The sequence below is a fragment of the Psychrobacter sp. Rd 27.2 genome, from assembly GCF_001921755.1.
GTDB lineage: Bacteria > Pseudomonadota > Gammaproteobacteria > Pseudomonadales > Moraxellaceae > Psychrobacter > Psychrobacter celer.
Genome location: NZ_MRYB01000004.1, coordinates 99824 through 116919 on the forward strand (window position 1 = coordinate 99824; position 17096 = coordinate 116919).

Consider the following 17096-nt stretch of genomic DNA (forward strand, 5'->3'; position numbering starts at 1 on the left):
TTGTAATAAGTCCGTTCGAAATAAAATCGGTACGCTCATATGAGCGGGCAACTGGTATAAATTTTCCTCGCTTGCTGTATCTACGCTGACAGATGCGACGCAAAATTCATACCAGCTGCACTGTATCGTTTTTAAAGTGAGTTAACTATAAGGACGATTCACGACAAAGCCTAGCGGCACCGACCACACTTATCCTACTGCTATGAGGCGCTCTAACAATTCAATCGTGCTTTCTTGTCTGACCTGCGCCACCCCTTGACCTGCCCATAAAGACTGATGCTCGGCATCGTCGTTTTTCTTTGCATGCGCGCGCAGCGCTTTGGTCATGGCGTTTAATTGTGGATAAGGCGGTAGCGTATCAGTGCTTTCAAACGGCGCAAAGTCGCGCAGATAGTCATTTAACAAACCGCGTGCCTGCTTGCCTGAAAACAGACGGGTCAAGCGGGTTTCGCTACTGCGCTTGCCCGTGCTGGCATCCAGTAAGGCTTGCTTATAAATATCATTGATACCGCATTTATCTGTTGTCAAAAATGCCGTGCCAATTTGCGCCAGCTCAGCACCCGCCGTCTGTACTGCTTTGATGGCGTGCCCCGTCATGATGCCGCCCGCGGCGATCAGTGGAATATCGGTGCAAGCGCGCGTTTGACCAATCAATATCAGTAGCCCCATGGGGTCGTTTGCGCTTTGTGGCAGCCAGCCACCGCGATGGCCGCCCGCTTCGATGCCTTGTACGCAGACGGCGTCCGCGCCAATATCCGCCCATGCTTTTGCCTCGTGAGGATGATTGGCCGTACCGACGACACGTGTGCCTAGACTCTGTAATTGCTGCACTTGCTCGGCACTGATAATGCCAAAGGTAAAGCTAGCGACAGGCACGGGGTTGTCATAGAGCACTTGTAGCTGGTCTGCAAACCTAAGCGCTGGTCGCTCTGGCAATGAGATGTCTATCTGGTTTTTTTGATAAAACTCATCTAACCAAGCAGGGATGTCGCTAGTAAAGGTATTAGACTCATGCTCAGACAACACCATTAAATTAATCATAAAAGGACGGTCGGTGCGCGATTTGATGGTATTGATTTGCTCGTGTAATACCTCAGGCGATATGGTGCCAGCACCCAATGAGCCAAGCCCACCAAAATTGCTCACTGTCAGCGCCAGCTCAGGGGTGGTCGCTCCTGCCATTGGTGCTTGGACGATAGGATGGGTTAACTGCAGAGTATCTTGTAAGGTCATGACGGGTCTCCTGTTGATTTTATACCAAACCAAAAAAGCACGATAAATGGCGGCAAATCGCTCAGCCACTTAACTAGCCACCTAATAAGGCAATTGCGCTCGTTTGCTCGGCCACTTCGGCTTTTGGAAATAGTCATTTCGAAATAAAATCGATGTGTTCATATGAACGGGCAACTGATATAAATCTTCCTTGCTTGCTGTGTCTACGCTGACAGATACTGCGCAAAGTTTATACCAGCTGTACTGTATCGGTTTTAAAGTGAGTTAACTATAGTATGGTTATGAGATAGCATGACTTACTGTAGCAAAGCTGGGCGCGCGGTGGGTGAGATAGTGTTTATTTAGTTGCTAAATAAGGATAGCAGAGGCACCGTAAATCGTCGTCAAACGAGCTCAAGGAAAAACGATATAAAACATAAAGCCTAATGCAAAAAAGGTCAGATTTTAAACCTCTAAAACCTGACCTGTAGGGATAAAAATCGCTTAGTTCAACTGCAGCGAGCCTTTGGCATGCATCAGCAGCGCCACCACATCATCGCCGCTAATCTTGGTAAAGCGGGTATCGATGGCGGTGTCTTCAATACGGTTATGTTCCATACATGCGCCGCACACGAGCACATTGCCGCCTTTGTCGATAAAAGCTTCTAGCAATTCTTTAGCAGGTTTAAATGGCGCGCCGATAGCGACGTTATCTAGCGCATTGGGCAGTGCCAAGTGCACCGCATCGACCATTAGGATGACAGAGGCTGAGTGACCTTGTTCAAGCGCCTTGCCCGCCATGGTAAAGGCGAGAGTGATTTTGCTGGGATTGGACTCTGCGTTATCAAATAACGTGCCCACGTAGTCCGTGCGATAGTTCGTATTATTTGCCATGTTATTCTCCTTATGGACGATGTTAAGTATAGTCGATGCACTCTAAAAAGAGTGTAGCGCTACTGGGATGAATTTTGCGCAGCCTCTGGGAACGCAGCACGCAAGTAAAATTTATACCAGTAGCGCGTTTAAACTTATATAACAGTTTTATTTTCAATTGATTATAGTAACCTATGATTAGATATCACTATAGCAATTACTATACTTATTTGTATAATGTCGTGTTGGCAAATAGTAGTCATAAGGTTACTCTCTGGTGACTTACGCTACCGCTTAAATATAGTTAAGGGGCGTTGAATATTCACAAACAGTTACCGCGCGATTGGTATTTATTTGTCTCGCGTGCTGTGCTGACGCCGACAGATGCTACGCAACATAAACACCAGTAGCAGGTGGCACCACGTGACACCATGTCATACAGAGTATCTTGCATGCCCGTTTTATTGAGGATTGACTATCTGGGCGCTACGCTTGCGGCGGCCATGGACGATCGGCATCACTGATGATCCACTCTGCCACGTAGCCTGTCGGCGGTAGCTGCCAGTCTGATTGCCCCATTACCTCTAGGATGCGTGCGGTTTTTATTACCTTGCCGCCTTCGGTGACGCCTGTACGCAGTAGGGCCGAGGAGCAGGGTTTGCCCTTGACCCACATTGACTGCTCGATATAGATCCAGCGCTCATCAAAGCCCACTACTCTGGTCTTGAGCGTGACTTTGTCAAAGGCGCGAATACGCTTGCGGTATTGGATGGTACTGCCAGCGACCACCAAGCCCCAACGCTGCTTGAGCAGTTGACGACCCAGCCCGCTCCGTACTGCAAAGTCCGTACGACCCAAGTCATACAGAGTGAGGACGCGGCCGTTATTCATTTCAAGGAAGTTGTCGATATCTGACAGACGACAGCGAAAATGGATTTCGCTGGTATCTTTAAACGTTAAGGTACGGCCTCTTTTTGCTTGTAGCGCAGCATGCACGATGGTGCTGGCATAACGAATAAATGGATACATAGGACAGTCTCAAAGGGTCAGTAGTCTTAAAAGGCCAGTAGTCTTAAAAGACAGGGAGTCAGGTAAGAGGTAACGCTGGCGGGATGCGATAAAACGCCGCCCGCTCGATTATCACGCTGCAGAAGGCACGCCAATGTGTTTGAAGTAAGCGCAGACGGTTTCGGGTAACCAATTGATATCAAATCGGGACTGTGTATACAGAGGTGTCGATTTGTCTTTGCTCGTGCGATAACGAATAAAGCCCACGTGCCCTCCGTGCTCAGTGTCCAAGATAGTGACAGTGTCCGATACGTCATTTTCTGTGGCGGTAAAGCCCAAGAAAGGATCGTCTTTGGCGCTGATGAGCAATAGTGGGCGGGTGACGTTAATAAGGTGCGGCAAGGCAGAGGCACTATAGTAATAGTGATTGTTTGAGCGGTAGCCGTGGCGCGGTGCGGTAAAGATATCATCAAAATCGCTGATACGATTGACCGCTTTGATCGATGCCATCTCCTCTGGGCTGATGTCGTTGGCGAGGGCTTTTTTGATAATGGGGTTGAGCAGATATGGCGTATAAATGCGATGGCTCAAAAAACTGTGCATACTAAGCGCCGCTGACGACATATCGACTGGTGCTGAGATCACAGCAGCGCCTTTACATAGCGCTTGGTCGCCATATTCGCCTAGGTATTTTGCCAAGGCATTACCGCCAAGTGAGACGCCGACGGCACAGACATTGGCATACTGCTCGCGCAGCGTTTGTAGCATATGATGTACTTCATCTGTGTCACCCGCGTTATAAAACACGCGACCTTTTGCTGGAATGCCGCCGCAGCTACGAAAGTGGGCGACGACGAAATGCCAGCCCTGCGCGTGTACCTGATACGCCAGCGCGCGCGCATAATGACTGTCACTACTGCCCTCCATGCCATGAAACAGGACAATCAATGGGGTCTGATGAGGCGTCTGATCCGCTGACTCTGTGAGCGGATGCGCATCATAAAAGTCATAAGCGATGTCTGTCTCGCCCAGTGAGTCAGATTTGATGACGCGGCGATAGGTAGGGGGTTTGGGCGCAAAAAACTTCGGTAAAATGCTTTGTAAGTGAGGGTTGCTTAGCCAAAATGGCGGCTTAAACGGGGCAGGAGAAAACACGGTATCAGGGCTACTAGATGTGGGCATAAAGGCTTCTTATTTAACAGTTATTAAAATTATCGTTAAAATCATCTTTAACAATCAATGCCTTATCATACCGACGGCCGCGGCCAAAACCAATGCTTTTCAGTGAACGCTCAGTGAACGTATGATTACTCAAAATTTATGATGACTCTAAGACGCGCCCATCCATCGCTAGTCGTTCTTTTAAGTCGGCAATATCTGCTTGGGCAAGCGTCGCGGTCAGCATGATTTGCTGACTATAAGCGACATCCTCAACCTGACCGCCCAAGCCCTCAATCACATAGCGGCACTGGGCTTCAGTGGCAAACGTCGCGACTATCTGCACCTTCGCCATCGGTATATAAGGGCTTAGTGTCATTTGGTCGACGACCGCTTGTGCTGAGCCAGCATAGGCGCGAGTCAGGCCGCCGGCCCCGAGCTTGATACCCCCAAAATAGCGCACCACCACGATGATGACGTTGCCGATAGATTTGTGCTGTAGTACGCCTAGTATCGGACGGCCCGCCGTGCCATTTGGCTCACCATCGTCATCAAAGCCTGCGCTGGTGGTGTTGTCAGGGTCGCCGATGATATAGGCCCAGCACCAATGGCGCGCATCGGGATATTGCTCGCGCAGTTGTTCCACGTGAAACATCGCTTGCTCACGCGAGTTGACAGGATAGGCATGAGCGATAAACTCAGACTTTTTGATTTCTAAACGCGCAGTGACGGCGTGTTTTAGCGTTTGATAGCTCATATTTCATCAGGTTTAGGTTGGATATGATAAACTGGTGACACTTGTACTGTCAGTGCTTGTTTGTGAATGATCAAACACGCCCTAGCACAGTGTGCAATTAATTTTCATTATAGTACCATGTCTCAGCTAAGAAGATAACGAGCCGCTCGCGCTTGCGTGCTAAGCGATTTATTCTAAATATCTTGACGCCAAAGCGCACAGGATTGATAGACGGGGCTTACGAAAGCTGGGATTGGTAATACAAAACTGATGGTAGCAAATACATGCGTTTAGATAAATTTTTAAGTAAAGCCACTGAGCTGTCGCGCAAAGAGTCCAAAAAGATCTTGCACGCCGGCGAGGTGACGGTAAATGATGAAGTGGTCAAAGACCCAGGCCTACACGTTGATGTACTCAATGATGAGGTGATGTGGGTCGGTGAGTCGCTATCTGTGGCGACAGGCAACCGTTATATCTTATTGTACAAGCCTGAAGGCTTTGAGTGTACGCTAAAAGCCAAAGAGCATCCGATTGTCACCGAGCTGATCGCTGTGCCTGAGCTTGCCAGCTTGCGTATTGCAGGCCGCCTCGATGTCGATACCACAGGCGCACTCCTACTGAGTGATGATGGCAGCTGGCTACACCGCGTGACCAGTCCCAAGCATGAGCACGCCAAGGTCTACGAGCTGACACTGGCCAATCCTATGGACAGCGACGCGCAAGCAACCGCAGTCAAAAAAGTAGCAGAGGGCATCTTGCTCGATGGCGATTACGAGCCGACCAAACCTGCTACGCTAGCGTTCATCGACGAAACTCATGCGCGTCTGACGCTTGAGCAGGGTAAGTATCATCAGGTCAAACGCATGATGGGATATTTTGGCAATAAAGTCGTTGAGCTGCACCGCGCCAGTATCGGCCATATCACGCTTGATGGACTAGAAAAAGGCGACAGCCGCTTTTTGAGCGCAGAAGAAGTGGCCAAATTCTAACATTGAGTTTGAGTGCCGATTGGTCGAAGTGATAACACGTCACTAAAGACACCTCACCAGCAGCCACGTCATGTGTGCTGCTTTTTTTATGAAAAAATCATCTATGGCCGCTTGTGTGTTGCCTATCTCTTAAAGCTGGGTAGCAATTTTGCAAACTTGCGCCCTGAGCGCTTTGCAAATACCCTTCTTGTGCTAAAGTCTTTTTATTCTTTTTACTTTGTTTTTTTACATAATATCGTTGTCTTTATTGATAGCCGTTTTTGATAAAACTGTTTTGATAGCGCCTGTGGCAGCACACATAAGTAATACGTGCCGATGCCTTATTAGCAGCGATTTGATAGTGATGCCTATCGCCGTTTGTTTGATAAACGCTTGCTATCAATCCACCAAATAGGATGGTCTTTGTGAAACTCTCTGTATTAAAATTTACCAGCTTGATGGCGGCCATGTTACTTACTGCCACCGCCTGTGCGCAGCCGAGCGCCACCGACGTCAGCAAAAAAACGCCCAATCAAATGCAATTAGCAGGCAGTGTGAGCCAAACGCTCGACAGTCAGCTGCGTGAGCGCTTGACCCAAGCGGGTATTAAAGCTCAGATTACGGCGATTGTGCCATCGCAGCTGCCCAATATGTATCAGGTCAGTCTCGCCGGCCAGCCGCCACTACATATCACCGAAGATGGCAAGTACGTCATCCAAGGCGAGCTACAAAAAAATCCCAGTAAGCAGGTGGTGACCAAAACCCCTGCCCGCAGCCGTAGTGAGCAAGCAGGGCAGCCGGTAAGCGCCGAGACCAAGTCGGCCATTCTCGCCAATATGAGCGCGCTCAAACACATGAGTGCCAAGACGCCGTTTTTCTATACCGCGGTGCCAGGGGTGGTCTGGGGCGCGACGCTAGAGGGCGTGCCGTTTTTATTGTCCGATGATGCGCAGTACATCACCGATGGCGAGATATCTGTCATCGAAAACGGTCGGTTTATGGGGCTAGATGAAACCTTTGAGCAGCGCAAAAACCAGTCAGTTTTTCAGGGGTTAGACCGTCAGCAGCTGATCACCTATCCTGCCACTACCACCGAAAAAGCGGTGATTTATGTGGCGGACGATGTCAACTGTCCTTATTGCCGCCGCTTCCATCAGCAGCTACCGATGCTCAATGATAAAGGCGTCACGGTGCATATTATTGGTTATCCGATATATGAAGCATCGCCTGAGCAGATGCGTGCTATCTGGTGTCAAGGCAGTGAAGATAGCCGCCGTCAAGCGTTTGACAAAGCCATGCTGCAAGGAGAGATGACACCTGCCCCAGCAAGCTGCCAAGCCGACCATCTGACCCCCAATCGCGAAAAAGCAGCAGGGCTGGCCGTGATGGCGACGCCAGCTATCTACCGCGAAGACGGCGTGCTGTATCAAGCAAGTTTTGAGAGTCCGGAGTTTTTAGAGTTTTTGGGCGTGGAGTAAATAGATGAGCGGTCGCACGCCATAAACGCTGTGCGCTTTTGACTTATAATCGACAATAATCATAAAAACCGCCCTATGATATGGCTCATAAGGCGGTTTTTTGGTGTTTGTTTTATCTACTGGATTTAGCGCAAACGTGTCGTAGCGCTAGTGCTCTCAACCAATAATGACACGGCGCTTATCCCATATTGATAAAAAGACGCCTATGGCAACACGATATCGACGATTTTCCATTCAATCAGACCTTGCCGCTGCATCTCGATGGTCAGCGGATAGCCTTTGATCTGTCCACTGATGGTAAAGCAGTTGATGCCACAATAGCTCAGCGCTGGCTTGTCACTATCATTGCCTTGCACGGCTTGTTTTTCTAGCTCAGCCGCTTGTTTTTGCATGACCTGTTGCATTTGATCTTTGACCACCGCATCGATATCACCGCGATGAATGATGAGGTTTTGAATCAAGTTTTTTAGATTGACCTGATTGCTGGCGATGGCCCACGCCGCCGCCAGCTCTTTGGTCGCGGTATTGGCTTGACCTTGGGTGTTGATGACGGTTTCGATATTTTGTGCGGTGATGGCACCATTGACGGCCTTTATGATAAAGGTGTTGGCCGCTTGTATTAATGGCTCGCCGCCGAGCTCGGCCACCAACGGATAGCTGCGTATGGTGGTCGCAAATTGATTGGTGAGCTGGGTTTGTACGCTTGGCCTGACTTGCTCGTAGTCGATGGCGGCCGCAATCGCCGCACCGTCGTTGGCATCATAGGCGTTTTTGAGCTGATAGGCACTGTAGTAAGGCGAGCCTGCATAAACTGTCACCGCAATGACGATCAATAAAACCAACAGCTTTTTCATAAAAATACTACCTTATCGCCAATCTAAAAGCCTAAATTTAAATGCGTACGAATATGGCGATAAATACTAGCATGATGGCCTGCCAAAAAGGTATAAAAACCTTTGTGCTATTCTTAACGAACTCTGTTTTGGGCATCCATCATCCTCTGTCCGACAATTTCACCCCTAATGCGCTTGATAAATCACCTTGCCATCTCCATAAATAGCGCAAACTTTTAATAATTGATTTGGCTAAGCAGCACCCCGCCGCATTCGCTTGTACGATTCAGACGATTCTCTTCTTTGCTTTTTATTGTCTCGCCATGTTTCATGTGAAACATTACCGCGAGTCTGAATAGCAACAGACGATAATTGCTATGGGTTGATGAATCGATCGATCGGCGGCCCTGCGAAGACGATAGGAGAGCCCATGAGTAAGCGCGATTTTTATGAAGTATTAGGTGTCAGTAAGACCGCTGACAGCAAAGAAATTAAGCGAGCCTACCGCAAACTGGCCATGAAATACCATCCAGATCGCAACTCTGATGACCCTGATGCCGAAGACAAATTCAAAGAAGCATCGATGGCGTATGAGGTGTTGAGCGATGAAGAAAAGCGCTCAGCCTATGATCGTATGGGGCATTCGGCGTTTGAAAACGGCATGGGCGGCGGCGGTTTTGGTGGCGGCGGTAACTTCCAAGACATCTTCGGTGATATCTTTGGCAACTTTGGCGATATCTTTGGTCAGTCGCGCGGCGGCGGCGGTGGTCGCTCGCGTCGCGGCTCGGACTTGCGTTATGTGATCGAGCTCACCCTCGAAGAAGCGGTACGCGGTACTAAAAAAGAAATCAGCTTTACCGCGCCTGCGCCTTGTGGCACTTGTGATGGCAAAGGCGCAAAAGACGCCTCTGACGTGGTGACGTGCCAGATGTGTCATGGTCAAGGCCAAGTACGTATGCAGCAAGGCTTTTTTGCTGTACAGCAGTCCTGCCCGCAGTGTGGCGGATCAGGTAAGCAAATCAAAAACCCATGCCCTGACTGTCATGGTAACGGCGTCAAGGACAAGTCACGCACGCTGGAAGTCTCTATCCCAGCTGGCGTCGATGATGGCGACCGAGTTCGTCTCGCAGGCGAAGGCGAAGCGGGCGGCGCTGGCGTACAAAATGGTGACCTGTATGTCGAGGTACGCGTCAAACCTCATGACGTCTTTACTCGCCAAGGCGCGGATCTGTATATGGATGTGCCCGTCAGCATCACTGATGCCGCTTTGGGTAAAGAAGTGGAAATCCCAACCTTGGATGGTAAAGTCAAAATCAAGGTCGCTGAAGGTACGCAAAGTGGCAAGCTGTTACGCGTGCGCGGTAAAGGCGTGACGCCAGTACGCACCACCATGAAAGGTGATCTGATCTGCCGTGTGGTCATCGAGACGCCCGTGAACCTAACGCGTGAGCAAAAAGATCTATTGCGTCAATTCCAAGACACACTAGATGGTGATAGCAAGCATCAACAATCACCGCACAAAAAGTCTTTCTTTAAAAAGATTGGCGATCTATTTGATTGATCAAAGGGCTTCCATCGCGTTGATCACGCATTTGGCCTAATGATTCGATATCAAACCCCTAGTGTTTCATGTGAAACGCTAGGGGCTTTTTAATGGGTGTATAAAAAACCACCCATGCAGGGATATTTGCTAAACTTAGGATAAATGGCCTATAAATACCACCGTGCTAAAAACATAAATATCTAGGATAAAACATGACTCAACAAACCAAAAAACAAACACAAGAACAAACCATCAAAGTCGGCGTCATCGGTGCTGGTGGCCGTATGGGACGCATGCTCATCGAAGCGGTACAAGAAAACTCACAAACGATCCTGAGCGCCGCGATTGAACGCCAAGGCTCAAGCCTTGTCGGTGCAGATGCGGGCGAGGTCGCGGCGATTGGGCATTTAGAGGTGCAAATCGTTGATGATTTAAAGGCAGTGATTCATGACATCGATGTGCTAATTGATTTTAGCTTGCCCGATGCCACTGAGCAAAATATGCAAGTCTGTGCGGCAAATGACGTTGCGATGGTGATCGGTACCACAGGTTTTAATGAGCAGCAAGAGCAAGTGCTAAAAACCGCCAGCGAGCAAATCGCTATCGTCTATGCAGGCAACTATTCGACTGGTGTGAATCTGTCATTAAAGCTGCTTGGTATGGCAGCCAAAGCCTTTGGGGATGATGCCGATGTGGAGGTCATCGAAGCCCATCATAAGCACAAAATCGATGCACCATCGGGCACCGCCTACATGATGGCAGAAGCAGTGGCCGACGCGCGCGGACAAAGATTAAAAGACGTCGCTATCTATGGCCGTGAAGGGCAGACCGGCGAGCGCGAAGCGGGTAGCATTGGCATTCATGCGATACGCGGCGGTGAGATCATCGGTGATCATACGGTGATGTTTATCGCTGATGGTGAAGTGGTCGAGATTACCCACCGCGCCCGTGCACGTATGACCTTTGCCGCTGGTGCAGTACGCGCCGCCACTTGGGTCATTGAGCAGGGCGCTGGGCAATATGATATGCAAGATGTACTGGGTTTAAATGAGTAGCTCTGCCCGTGCTTATCTTAAAGCGCTCAGTTATGCGGTAGCGACTGTGATGGCAGTCAAACACAGTCGCCGTGTCCTTTATAGCCATGCTATTTATAAAAGCCTACTAGCCACGGCTGTTTGTATGATGATGCCGCTGGTGGCTGTCCAAGCGGCGACTTATGAGACTTATGTCATTGATACCTATGGTGGTCAGGCACTCATACCAGCGGTACGCCAGCAGCTAGAGAGTAGCCGTGACGGTGGTACGGTGACCAGTTATCAAGACAAGCTGGTCATTCGCACCACGCCTGCCAATTACCCAAAGCTGCAGCAGCTACTGCTTCAGATTGATCGTCAGCCGCAAGCGCTCACGGTGACGGTACGCGTTGGTAATGACCGCCAGTCACAAGGTAGCATCCAGCAAGGTCAGGTTATTATTAATCATCGCGGTATTCAAGGTGCAGGTGTTATTCACCAGCAGAGCAGTCGACAGCAAGATAACAGCTTATATCAAATCCAAACGCTGTCGGGCAGTGCGGCCAGTATCAGCACAGCTACTCTGTATTCATTAAACCAAACCTATATGGCCAATGGCTATCCGAATTATCATCGTCCTATAGGGCAGATTGTGATTCAGCAGCAGGTACTACTACCAACGACGCAAGGCATTGAAGTGACGCCAAGGCTATTACCAAGCGGGCAAATCGAAGTGAGATTAGTCCAAGTCGCAGAACAGCTCGAGCGCGACCATTCTGCTGATAATCAAGACAACGATTACAGTCATCGCGCACATCGCATGCACGGCCAAAGGCTTGATAGCACGATGATCGTCCCGCGTGGGCAGTGGGTCACTATCGGGCAAATCTCACAAAACAATCAAACCCGACGCTCAGGTTATGGCAGTCATAGTACGCGAGATAGCAGCAACAACATGCCGATTTCATTATTAATACAATGAGTGGTCGTCAACATATTCGGTAGTGCTAACGCTCGGTCGTGTTTCTGGTCTTTGAACCATGATCAAACCAGTACAAAAAAGCGCGGCACTACTTATCACAGTGCCGCGCTTTATGATGGATACCAACCCTCTAAAAGCTAATCAATATAAATCACCTCTAACGGCGGAAAGCCATTAAACTCGACCGAAGAATACGAGTTGGTATAAGCGCCTGTGGTCAGCCAATAGATTTTATCGCCAATCTCCAGCTCTTCTGGTAGCTGATAGCCCGCTTCTTCGTACATGATGTCGGTTGAATCGCACGTTGGGCCTGCCAGTACCACGGTGCCTTCGCTTGTTGACGTTTCCATTTTTGGCGTATACACAGGATATTTGATGGCCTCGCCCAACGTCTCAATCAGACCTTGGAACAATCCCACGTCGGTATATACCCAGCGAGTGAGATCCGTATGCGACTTACGCGAAATCAGTACCACATCACTGACCAACACGCCTGAGCCGCCGACCAACGAGCGGCCTGGCTCAAGGATAATCTCAGGCATCTCGTCTTCGTTGTAGTCATCGGTGAGATAACGAGTGATCTCTTCGGCATATACCCGAATCGGGTTGACCTCGCTGATATAATTGGTCGGAAACCCGCCACCTAGGTTGATCATTTGCAGTTTGATATTTTCTTCGTTTTTCATCCAGTCAAACATATATTTGACCTTAGCCAGCGCATCATCCCAAGCGGCCACGTCTTTTTGCTGGCTGCCGACATGGAACGAGATACCATAAGGCACCAAACCCAGCTCACGTGCCTGAATGAGTAGATCAATCGCCATATTGGGGTGGCAACCAAACTTGCGTGACAGCGGCCATTCAGCGGTTTCTGACCCTTGTACTAAAATGCGTACAAACACTTTAGCACCGGGCGCATGCTTGGCGATGTTTTTTAGATCCGCTTCTGAGTCAGTTGCATATAGCTCGATGCCTTTATCAAAGGCGTATTTGACGTGCTCGGCTTTTTTGATGGTGTTGCCATACGAGATGCGTGATGGCTCAACGCCGCAATCAAGCACGCGGTCCAGCTCATAGATGGAAGCACAGTCAAAGTTTGAACCCAGCTCTGCCAATAGCTCGATGACTTCAACCGCTGGGCTGGCCTTCATGGCATAGTGGATTTTTGCTTTTGGAAACAGGCTGACCATCTCATGATACTTGGCTTTGATACGACTAAGATCCACCACCAAAAATGGGGTTTCGCGACCTTCAGCGGCTTTGGTAAATTTCTGCCAAGCGGCAGAGTCAAAATATTGGTCAATTTTGATCATCGTCATATAAAAAACCTTTGGTAAAAGCGAATAGCAAATATGCTTGGCTTATGCGTTAGTGGTTTGCGGCTGTTGTTCAGCAGCGTGCGCGCCTTGTTTTTCGCGGATTTTGATTACTTTACGTACTTTATCGCGTGCTCGTGTTTGCTTGAGACGAGACAAGTAATCGACAAAAATGACCCCATTTAAGTGATCCATTTCGTGTTGGATACATACTGCTAGTAGGCCTTCGACCTCTTCGTCTATCTTGTCGCCGTTTTCGTCTAGGGCTTCGATGCGAACCTTGGTCGGACGCTCGACTTTGTCATAGACATCCGGCACTGACAGACAGCCTTCTTCGTATGGTTGTTTTTCTTCGACCAGTGGCGTCACTTTTGGGTTGATAAATACGCGAGGATGGCTTTTATCTTCAGATAAGTCCATGACGATTAGCTGAATATGGCGATCCACTTGACTGGCTGCCAAACCGATACCTTGGGCATCATACATGGTCTCAATCATATCGGCGATCAAGGTTTTGATTTCAGCAGTCACTTCCTTGACAGGCTCAGCGATCGTACGCAAGCGCGGATCTGGATAGTTTAAAATAGGGAGTAATGCCATAATGCTTACCTCAATGCTAAGGATAAAATAGGGTATATATTATAAGGTAAATGGGGACGAAAGTAATGCTTATCAATACTTTCCCTTTATGTTCGCGGGCATTAGAATTTATGCCGGTACATACAAAAGCCCTGCTAATCGCAAGGCTTTTGGGTAAGATACATATATTTGCTTGATGAGTTTTGCTTGATTGATTTTGTTCAAAACTATCTTTTTTATCAATGCAGTTTTATCAAGTTATCTGTACCAAATTAGCTAAGATGCGTTTCTTATACGCGGCGCTTACTGACGATCATCTCATACAAGAACAATAAGATGATGGCACCAATGACAGAGAAGATAAGACCTATAAAGCCGCCGTCGGCATCGATACCGATAAGCCCTGCAATAAAGCCACCGAGCATCGCCCCGACGATACCTAATACAATCGTCATAATCCAGCCCATGGGATCGCTACCTGGCTTGATAGCACGTGCCAATAACCCTGCGACTAAACCGACGATAATCATCCAAATAAAGCTCATATTATTCTCCTAATTTTTTATCATTTATAATTGTGTGATGTGCTTTGATGAATTTATTGTAGTCATTCTAAGGATTGAAGAGTAAGCACAAAATGTTATCTGTGTATGGGCTATGTGAGGAAAAGCCGCTGTTTGCTATCAAGCAGAGGAAATAGGTAAACGGAAGGTTACAAAGGTAGTAAAGTCGCTAACGGGTGGCGAAGATATGTGCTGAAGTAAAAAACGATAAACATCAGAAAAAAAAGCGCCGTTTATCATCCATAAACGGCGCTTTGGGTAGGTGATAGGCGGCTTATAACAGTGTTAAATACAATAAATCAGATATAGCCAATTGACAATAAAACGGTGATATACGTTTAAACGCGCTACTGGTATCAATTTGACTTGTGTGCTGCGCCTATCGCTTGCGCAGGGCGGTGAGTAGTCGCTGATGAATTCCTTCAAAGCCGCCATTAGACATAATGACGATGGCATCACCTGACTGCGCATACGCACAGAGATGCTCAATAATACCCTCAATACTACAAAGTACTTGCTGATGACCGATGGTACTATCCTCGGCCATCGCGGTATCAATAACTTCTTTAAGCCCCCACTCCAGCCCAGACGGCTCATACCAGAGCGTATCGTCGGCTAGCGCCGCTGACTGTGCAAGGCTGTCTTGATGAATGCCCATCTTCATGGTGTTGCTACGCGGCTCGATGATGGCCCAAATGCGTCGGTCCGCCAGCTTCTTTTTGGCACCGTCTAAGGTAGTGGTGATCGCAGTTGGATGATGGGCAAAGTCATCGAAAACCAAGATATCATCGACATTGCCAATCAGCTCCATACGGCGCTTGATACCTGCAAAGTGTGATAGAGCAGCACACGCGGTCTCTACACTCACGCCCACATCGTAGGCGGCGGCGACTGCGACGAGGGCATTGTTGACATTATGCATACCGCTCATCGACCACTCTACAATCGCTGCTGTGTTATCGGCAGGGTAGCTGAGCTGAAAACGACTACCGTCAGCGGTTAATAGCTTAGCATGCCAGTCGCTACGAGCCGTGGCGCTGTCTGAGGCAGTGATATTTGTATCATCAATCGCGGTGCGCCAGACAGGTGTCCAGGCGCCTTTTGCCAAGGTCTCCTCTAGGTTGGCTGTGGCGGCAGGCATGATGATTTTACCCGTACTAGGAATCATGCGCACCATATGATGGAACTGCGTTTGAATCGCATTGAGATCGGCAAAGATATCGGCATGATCAAACTCAAGGTTGTTTAAGATAGCCGTACGCGGACGATAATGGACGAACTTAGAGCGCTTATCAAAGAATGCAGAGTCATACTCATCGGCTTCGATGACAAAATAGCCGCCGTTTTTATTCTCACTGTCTTTATTCGCTGCAAGTTTGTCTGCACCAAGATAGCTGCTGTGGGCAAACACTTGCTGCAAGTGCGTATCAGGCGTATCGACCAGTGGCACGCCGCCGATCAAAAACCCTGCATCGATACCAGCATAGTGCAGTATCCAAGCGAGCATCGTCGTGGTCGTGGTCTTGCCGTGCGTACCGGCTACCGCGATGACGTGACGCGACTGCAATACTTGCTCAGACAAAAACTGCGGACCTGAGGTGTAGCGCAGTCCTTCGTTTAGCAGGTACTCGATGACATCCATACCGCGTTTCATGGCATTGCCTACCACCACTAAGTCTGGCGCCGGCTGTAAATGCTCGATCAGGTATCCTTCTTCGATGACGACGCCGGCATTTTGCAGCTGGGTCGACATCGGCGGATAGACATTGGCATCTGAGCCGGTAACCTTGTGCCCAAGCGCCCGCGCCAGCAATGCCAGCGACCCCATAAAAGTACCACAAATGCCAAGGATATGAATATGCATAGACGTTCCGTACGTGCTGAAGTAAAAAGGTGGACTCTCAAGCTGGTAGACCCAAAGACATAAGGTCTATCGGGGCAAACTGACTGGCTGAACCTTGCTGGCTAGACTTGCTGATTAGAGTTCGTCTGCAAGGTTGGATGTGCAAACGTTTGGCGCCCAAGAGTGGGATTCATTGTAAAGTAAACGTCGTTCGATGACCAATAAAAAACACCTAATGGTGGGTAGGCGCAGTATTGAGGCTTTATCATAACAGGCATGAGTCAGCAACAAATGGATACGCTATTTACGCGATAAAACATAATCGTCATCGAGCTGTTCGTCATTGTCCATCATTATCAGATGATTGTCTTGAATACGGTAGGTCTCTATGTTTTCTTGCTCATAAACGATGGTAATGAGGTCGTTATCTTGACGATAAATGCCAGACTCAATCGTCGGGACTTTGGGCTGGGAGGGGTTTTTATACAGACTGGTTTTTAGGACGGAGCCATCGGCAAATAGGTTTAGGGTGATATCGATACTGTCACAAAAAGAGCAGGGTACCATACCGCCGTAGTCGCCTATTAGCGTGGCTTGTAGCGAGCTATAATTGGCGGTGTCTCCATCCCTATCTACAGTGTCAATGCTGCTATCGGCAGTTGATTGCGCTGCCATGATCAGTGAGCGACCTTCTACGGCGTCGAGCTCGTCGGCATCAGCCTTAGGTTTAGATAGGCTGTCTGCCAGATCGACGGTAGATGGGCTGCTGTCTGCAGCGTTATTGACCGGCGCAACTTTAGTACTCACTTCTTTGTTGGTATTAGAAGAGGCGCTATCGCAGCCAATCACCAACACGCAAAGCGGTATACCTAAGAGCAGACGATGAAAGCGTCTGATCGTCGATACAATAAAAGAGCAACTAGGCGCACGGTATATCATGGTCACACCAAAAACAGTTTTTTAAACAACATCTGAAAAGACTGCCTATCAT

The 17096-nt window shown here is 48.8% G+C and carries 16 protein-coding genes; 5 read left to right on the forward strand and 11 right to left on the reverse strand.

Translation table 11 applies throughout. The features are described from left to right. Nucleotides 1–189: 189 nt before the first annotated feature. The 5 genes from BTV99_RS05215 to BTV99_RS05235 form a co-directional block, all read right to left on the reverse strand. On the reverse strand, nt 190–1233 hold the full coding sequence (locus BTV99_RS05215; protein ID WP_075101318.1) for a nitronate monooxygenase family protein: 1044 nt from the start codon (nt 1231–1233) through the stop codon (nt 190–192). A 483-nt stretch (nt 1234–1716) separates the two neighbouring features. Beyond that, nucleotides 1717–2106, reverse strand: coding sequence for a DsrE family protein (locus tag BTV99_RS05220; protein WP_075101319.1), 390 nt, complete (start codon nt 2104–2106; stop codon nt 1717–1719). A 465-nt stretch (nt 2107–2571) separates the two neighbouring features. Further along, on the reverse strand, nt 2572–3114 hold the full coding sequence (locus BTV99_RS05225; protein ID WP_075101320.1) for an acyl-CoA thioesterase: 543 nt from the start codon (nt 3112–3114) through the stop codon (nt 2572–2574). A gap of 111 nt (nt 3115–3225) precedes the next feature. Further along, complete coding sequence (locus tag BTV99_RS05230) at nt 3226–4275, reverse strand: YheT family hydrolase (protein WP_075101321.1); 1050 nt, start codon at nt 4273–4275, stop codon at nt 3226–3228. Between the two features lie 136 nt (nt 4276–4411). Continuing rightward, complete coding sequence (locus tag BTV99_RS05235; RefSeq protein ID WP_075101322.1) at nt 4412–5008, reverse strand: YigZ family protein; 597 nt, start codon at nt 5006–5008, stop codon at nt 4412–4414. A gap of 263 nt (nt 5009–5271) precedes the next feature. Between BTV99_RS05235 and BTV99_RS05240 the strand changes: the two genes are divergently transcribed. Both BTV99_RS05240 and BTV99_RS05250 read left to right on the forward strand, forming a co-directional pair. Beyond that, nucleotides 5272–5976 carry a pseudouridine synthase gene (locus BTV99_RS05240; protein WP_075101323.1) on the forward strand — a complete coding sequence of 235 codons (705 nt, stop codon included), beginning with the start codon at nt 5272–5274 and terminating at the stop codon, nt 5974–5976. A gap of 395 nt (nt 5977–6371) precedes the next feature. Beyond that, the gene (locus tag BTV99_RS05250; RefSeq protein ID WP_256713729.1) at nt 6372–7433 is read left to right on the forward strand and encodes a disulfide isomerase DsbC N-terminal domain-containing protein; all 1062 of its coding nucleotides are present in this window, start codon (nt 6372–6374) and stop codon (nt 7431–7433) included. Nucleotides 7434–7636: 203 nt separating this feature from the next. On the opposite strand, the gene BTV99_RS05255 is transcribed toward BTV99_RS05250, so the two are convergent. Continuing rightward, complete coding sequence (locus tag BTV99_RS05255) at nt 7637–8287, reverse strand: DUF2939 domain-containing protein (RefSeq protein WP_075101326.1); 651 nt, start codon at nt 8285–8287, stop codon at nt 7637–7639. A 409-nt stretch (nt 8288–8696) separates the two neighbouring features. Between BTV99_RS05255 and dnaJ the strand changes: the two genes are divergently transcribed. The 3 genes from dnaJ (at nt 8697) to BTV99_RS05270 (ending at nt 11804) form a co-directional block, all read left to right on the forward strand. Continuing rightward, nucleotides 8697–9827 (forward strand): molecular chaperone DnaJ, encoded by a 1131-nt coding sequence (gene dnaJ / locus BTV99_RS05260; protein ID WP_075101327.1) that lies wholly within the window; start codon nt 8697–8699, stop codon nt 9825–9827. A gap of 194 nt (nt 9828–10021) precedes the next feature. Continuing rightward, on the forward strand, nt 10022–10864 hold the full coding sequence (dapB, locus tag BTV99_RS05265) for a 4-hydroxy-tetrahydrodipicolinate reductase (RefSeq protein WP_075101328.1): 843 nt from the start codon (nt 10022–10024) through the stop codon (nt 10862–10864). Continuing rightward, a complete protein-coding gene (locus tag BTV99_RS05270; protein ID WP_075101329.1) occupies nt 10857–11804 on the forward strand; it encodes a hypothetical protein in 948 nt (315 codons plus the stop codon). The genes dapB and BTV99_RS05270 overlap by 8 nt, the downstream gene beginning before the upstream one ends. 137 nt (nt 11805–11941) lie before the next feature. Here BTV99_RS05270 and BTV99_RS05275 read toward each other — a convergent pair whose 3' ends face one another. The 5 genes from BTV99_RS05275 to BTV99_RS05295 form a co-directional block, all read right to left on the reverse strand. Continuing rightward, the gene (locus BTV99_RS05275; RefSeq protein ID WP_075101427.1) at nt 11942–13117 is read right to left on the reverse strand and encodes a type III PLP-dependent enzyme; all 1176 of its coding nucleotides are present in this window, start codon (nt 13115–13117) and stop codon (nt 11942–11944) included. A gap of 48 nt (nt 13118–13165) precedes the next feature. Beyond that, a complete protein-coding gene (gene def, locus BTV99_RS05280; RefSeq protein ID WP_075101330.1) occupies nt 13166–13720 on the reverse strand; it encodes a peptide deformylase in 555 nt (184 codons plus the stop codon). 269 nt (nt 13721–13989) lie between these two features. Further along, entirely contained in the window at nt 13990–14244 is a 255-nt protein-coding gene (locus tag BTV99_RS05285; RefSeq protein ID WP_075101331.1) for a GlsB/YeaQ/YmgE family stress response membrane protein, read from the reverse strand. 397 nt (nt 14245–14641) lie between these two features. After that, nucleotides 14642–16126, reverse strand: coding sequence for a UDP-N-acetylmuramate:L-alanyl-gamma-D-glutamyl-meso-diaminopimelate ligase (mpl, locus tag BTV99_RS05290; RefSeq protein WP_075101332.1), 1485 nt, complete (start codon nt 16124–16126; stop codon nt 14642–14644). A 279-nt stretch (nt 16127–16405) separates the two neighbouring features. After that, complete coding sequence (locus tag BTV99_RS05295) at nt 16406–17044, reverse strand: copper resistance protein NlpE N-terminal domain-containing protein (protein WP_075101333.1); 639 nt, start codon at nt 17042–17044, stop codon at nt 16406–16408. Nucleotides 17045–17096: the final 52 nt, after the last annotated feature.

Bases quoted from the DNA above. Each gene is read 5' to 3' on its own strand.
- BTV99_RS05235 (WP_075101322.1), bottom strand. From the start codon at position 5,008: ATGAGCTATCAAACGCTAAAACACGCCGTCACTGCGCGTTTAGAAATC.
- BTV99_RS05270 (WP_075101329.1), top strand. From the start codon at position 10,857: ATGAGTAGCTCTGCCCGTGCTTATCTTAAAGCGCTCAGTTATGCGGTA.
- BTV99_RS05250 (WP_256713729.1), top strand. From the start codon at position 6,372: ATGGTCTTTGTGAAACTCTCTGTATTAAAATTTACCAGCTTGATGGCG.
- BTV99_RS05225 (WP_075101320.1), bottom strand. From the start codon at position 3,114: ATGTATCCATTTATTCGTTATGCCAGCACCATCGTGCATGCTGCGCTA.
- BTV99_RS05255 (WP_075101326.1), bottom strand. From the start codon at position 8,287: ATGAAAAAGCTGTTGGTTTTATTGATCGTCATTGCGGTGACAGTTTAT.
- BTV99_RS05220 (WP_075101319.1), bottom strand. From the start codon at position 2,106: ATGGCAAATAATACGAACTATCGCACGGACTACGTGGGCACGTTATTT.
- BTV99_RS05285 (WP_075101331.1), bottom strand. From the start codon at position 14,244: ATGAGCTTTATTTGGATGATTATCGTCGGTTTAGTCGCAGGGTTATTG.
- mpl (WP_075101332.1), bottom strand. From the start codon at position 16,126: ATGCATATTCATATCCTTGGCATTTGTGGTACTTTTATGGGGTCGCTG.
- dapB (WP_075101328.1), top strand. From the start codon at position 10,022: ATGACTCAACAAACCAAAAAACAAACACAAGAACAAACCATCAAAGTC.
- BTV99_RS05240 (WP_075101323.1), top strand. From the start codon at position 5,272: ATGCGTTTAGATAAATTTTTAAGTAAAGCCACTGAGCTGTCGCGCAAA.
- BTV99_RS05275 (WP_075101427.1), bottom strand. From the start codon at position 13,117: ATGATCAAAATTGACCAATATTTTGACTCTGCCGCTTGGCAGAAATTT.
- BTV99_RS05230 (WP_075101321.1), bottom strand. From the start codon at position 4,275: ATGCCCACATCTAGTAGCCCTGATACCGTGTTTTCTCCTGCCCCGTTT.
- BTV99_RS05295 (WP_075101333.1), bottom strand. From the start codon at position 17,044: ATGATATACCGTGCGCCTAGTTGCTCTTTTATTGTATCGACGATCAGA.
- BTV99_RS05215 (WP_075101318.1), bottom strand. From the start codon at position 1,233: ATGACCTTACAAGATACTCTGCAGTTAACCCATCCTATCGTCCAAGCA.
- def (WP_075101330.1), bottom strand. From the start codon at position 13,720: ATGGCATTACTCCCTATTTTAAACTATCCAGATCCGCGCTTGCGTACG.
- dnaJ (WP_075101327.1), top strand. From the start codon at position 8,697: ATGAGTAAGCGCGATTTTTATGAAGTATTAGGTGTCAGTAAGACCGCT.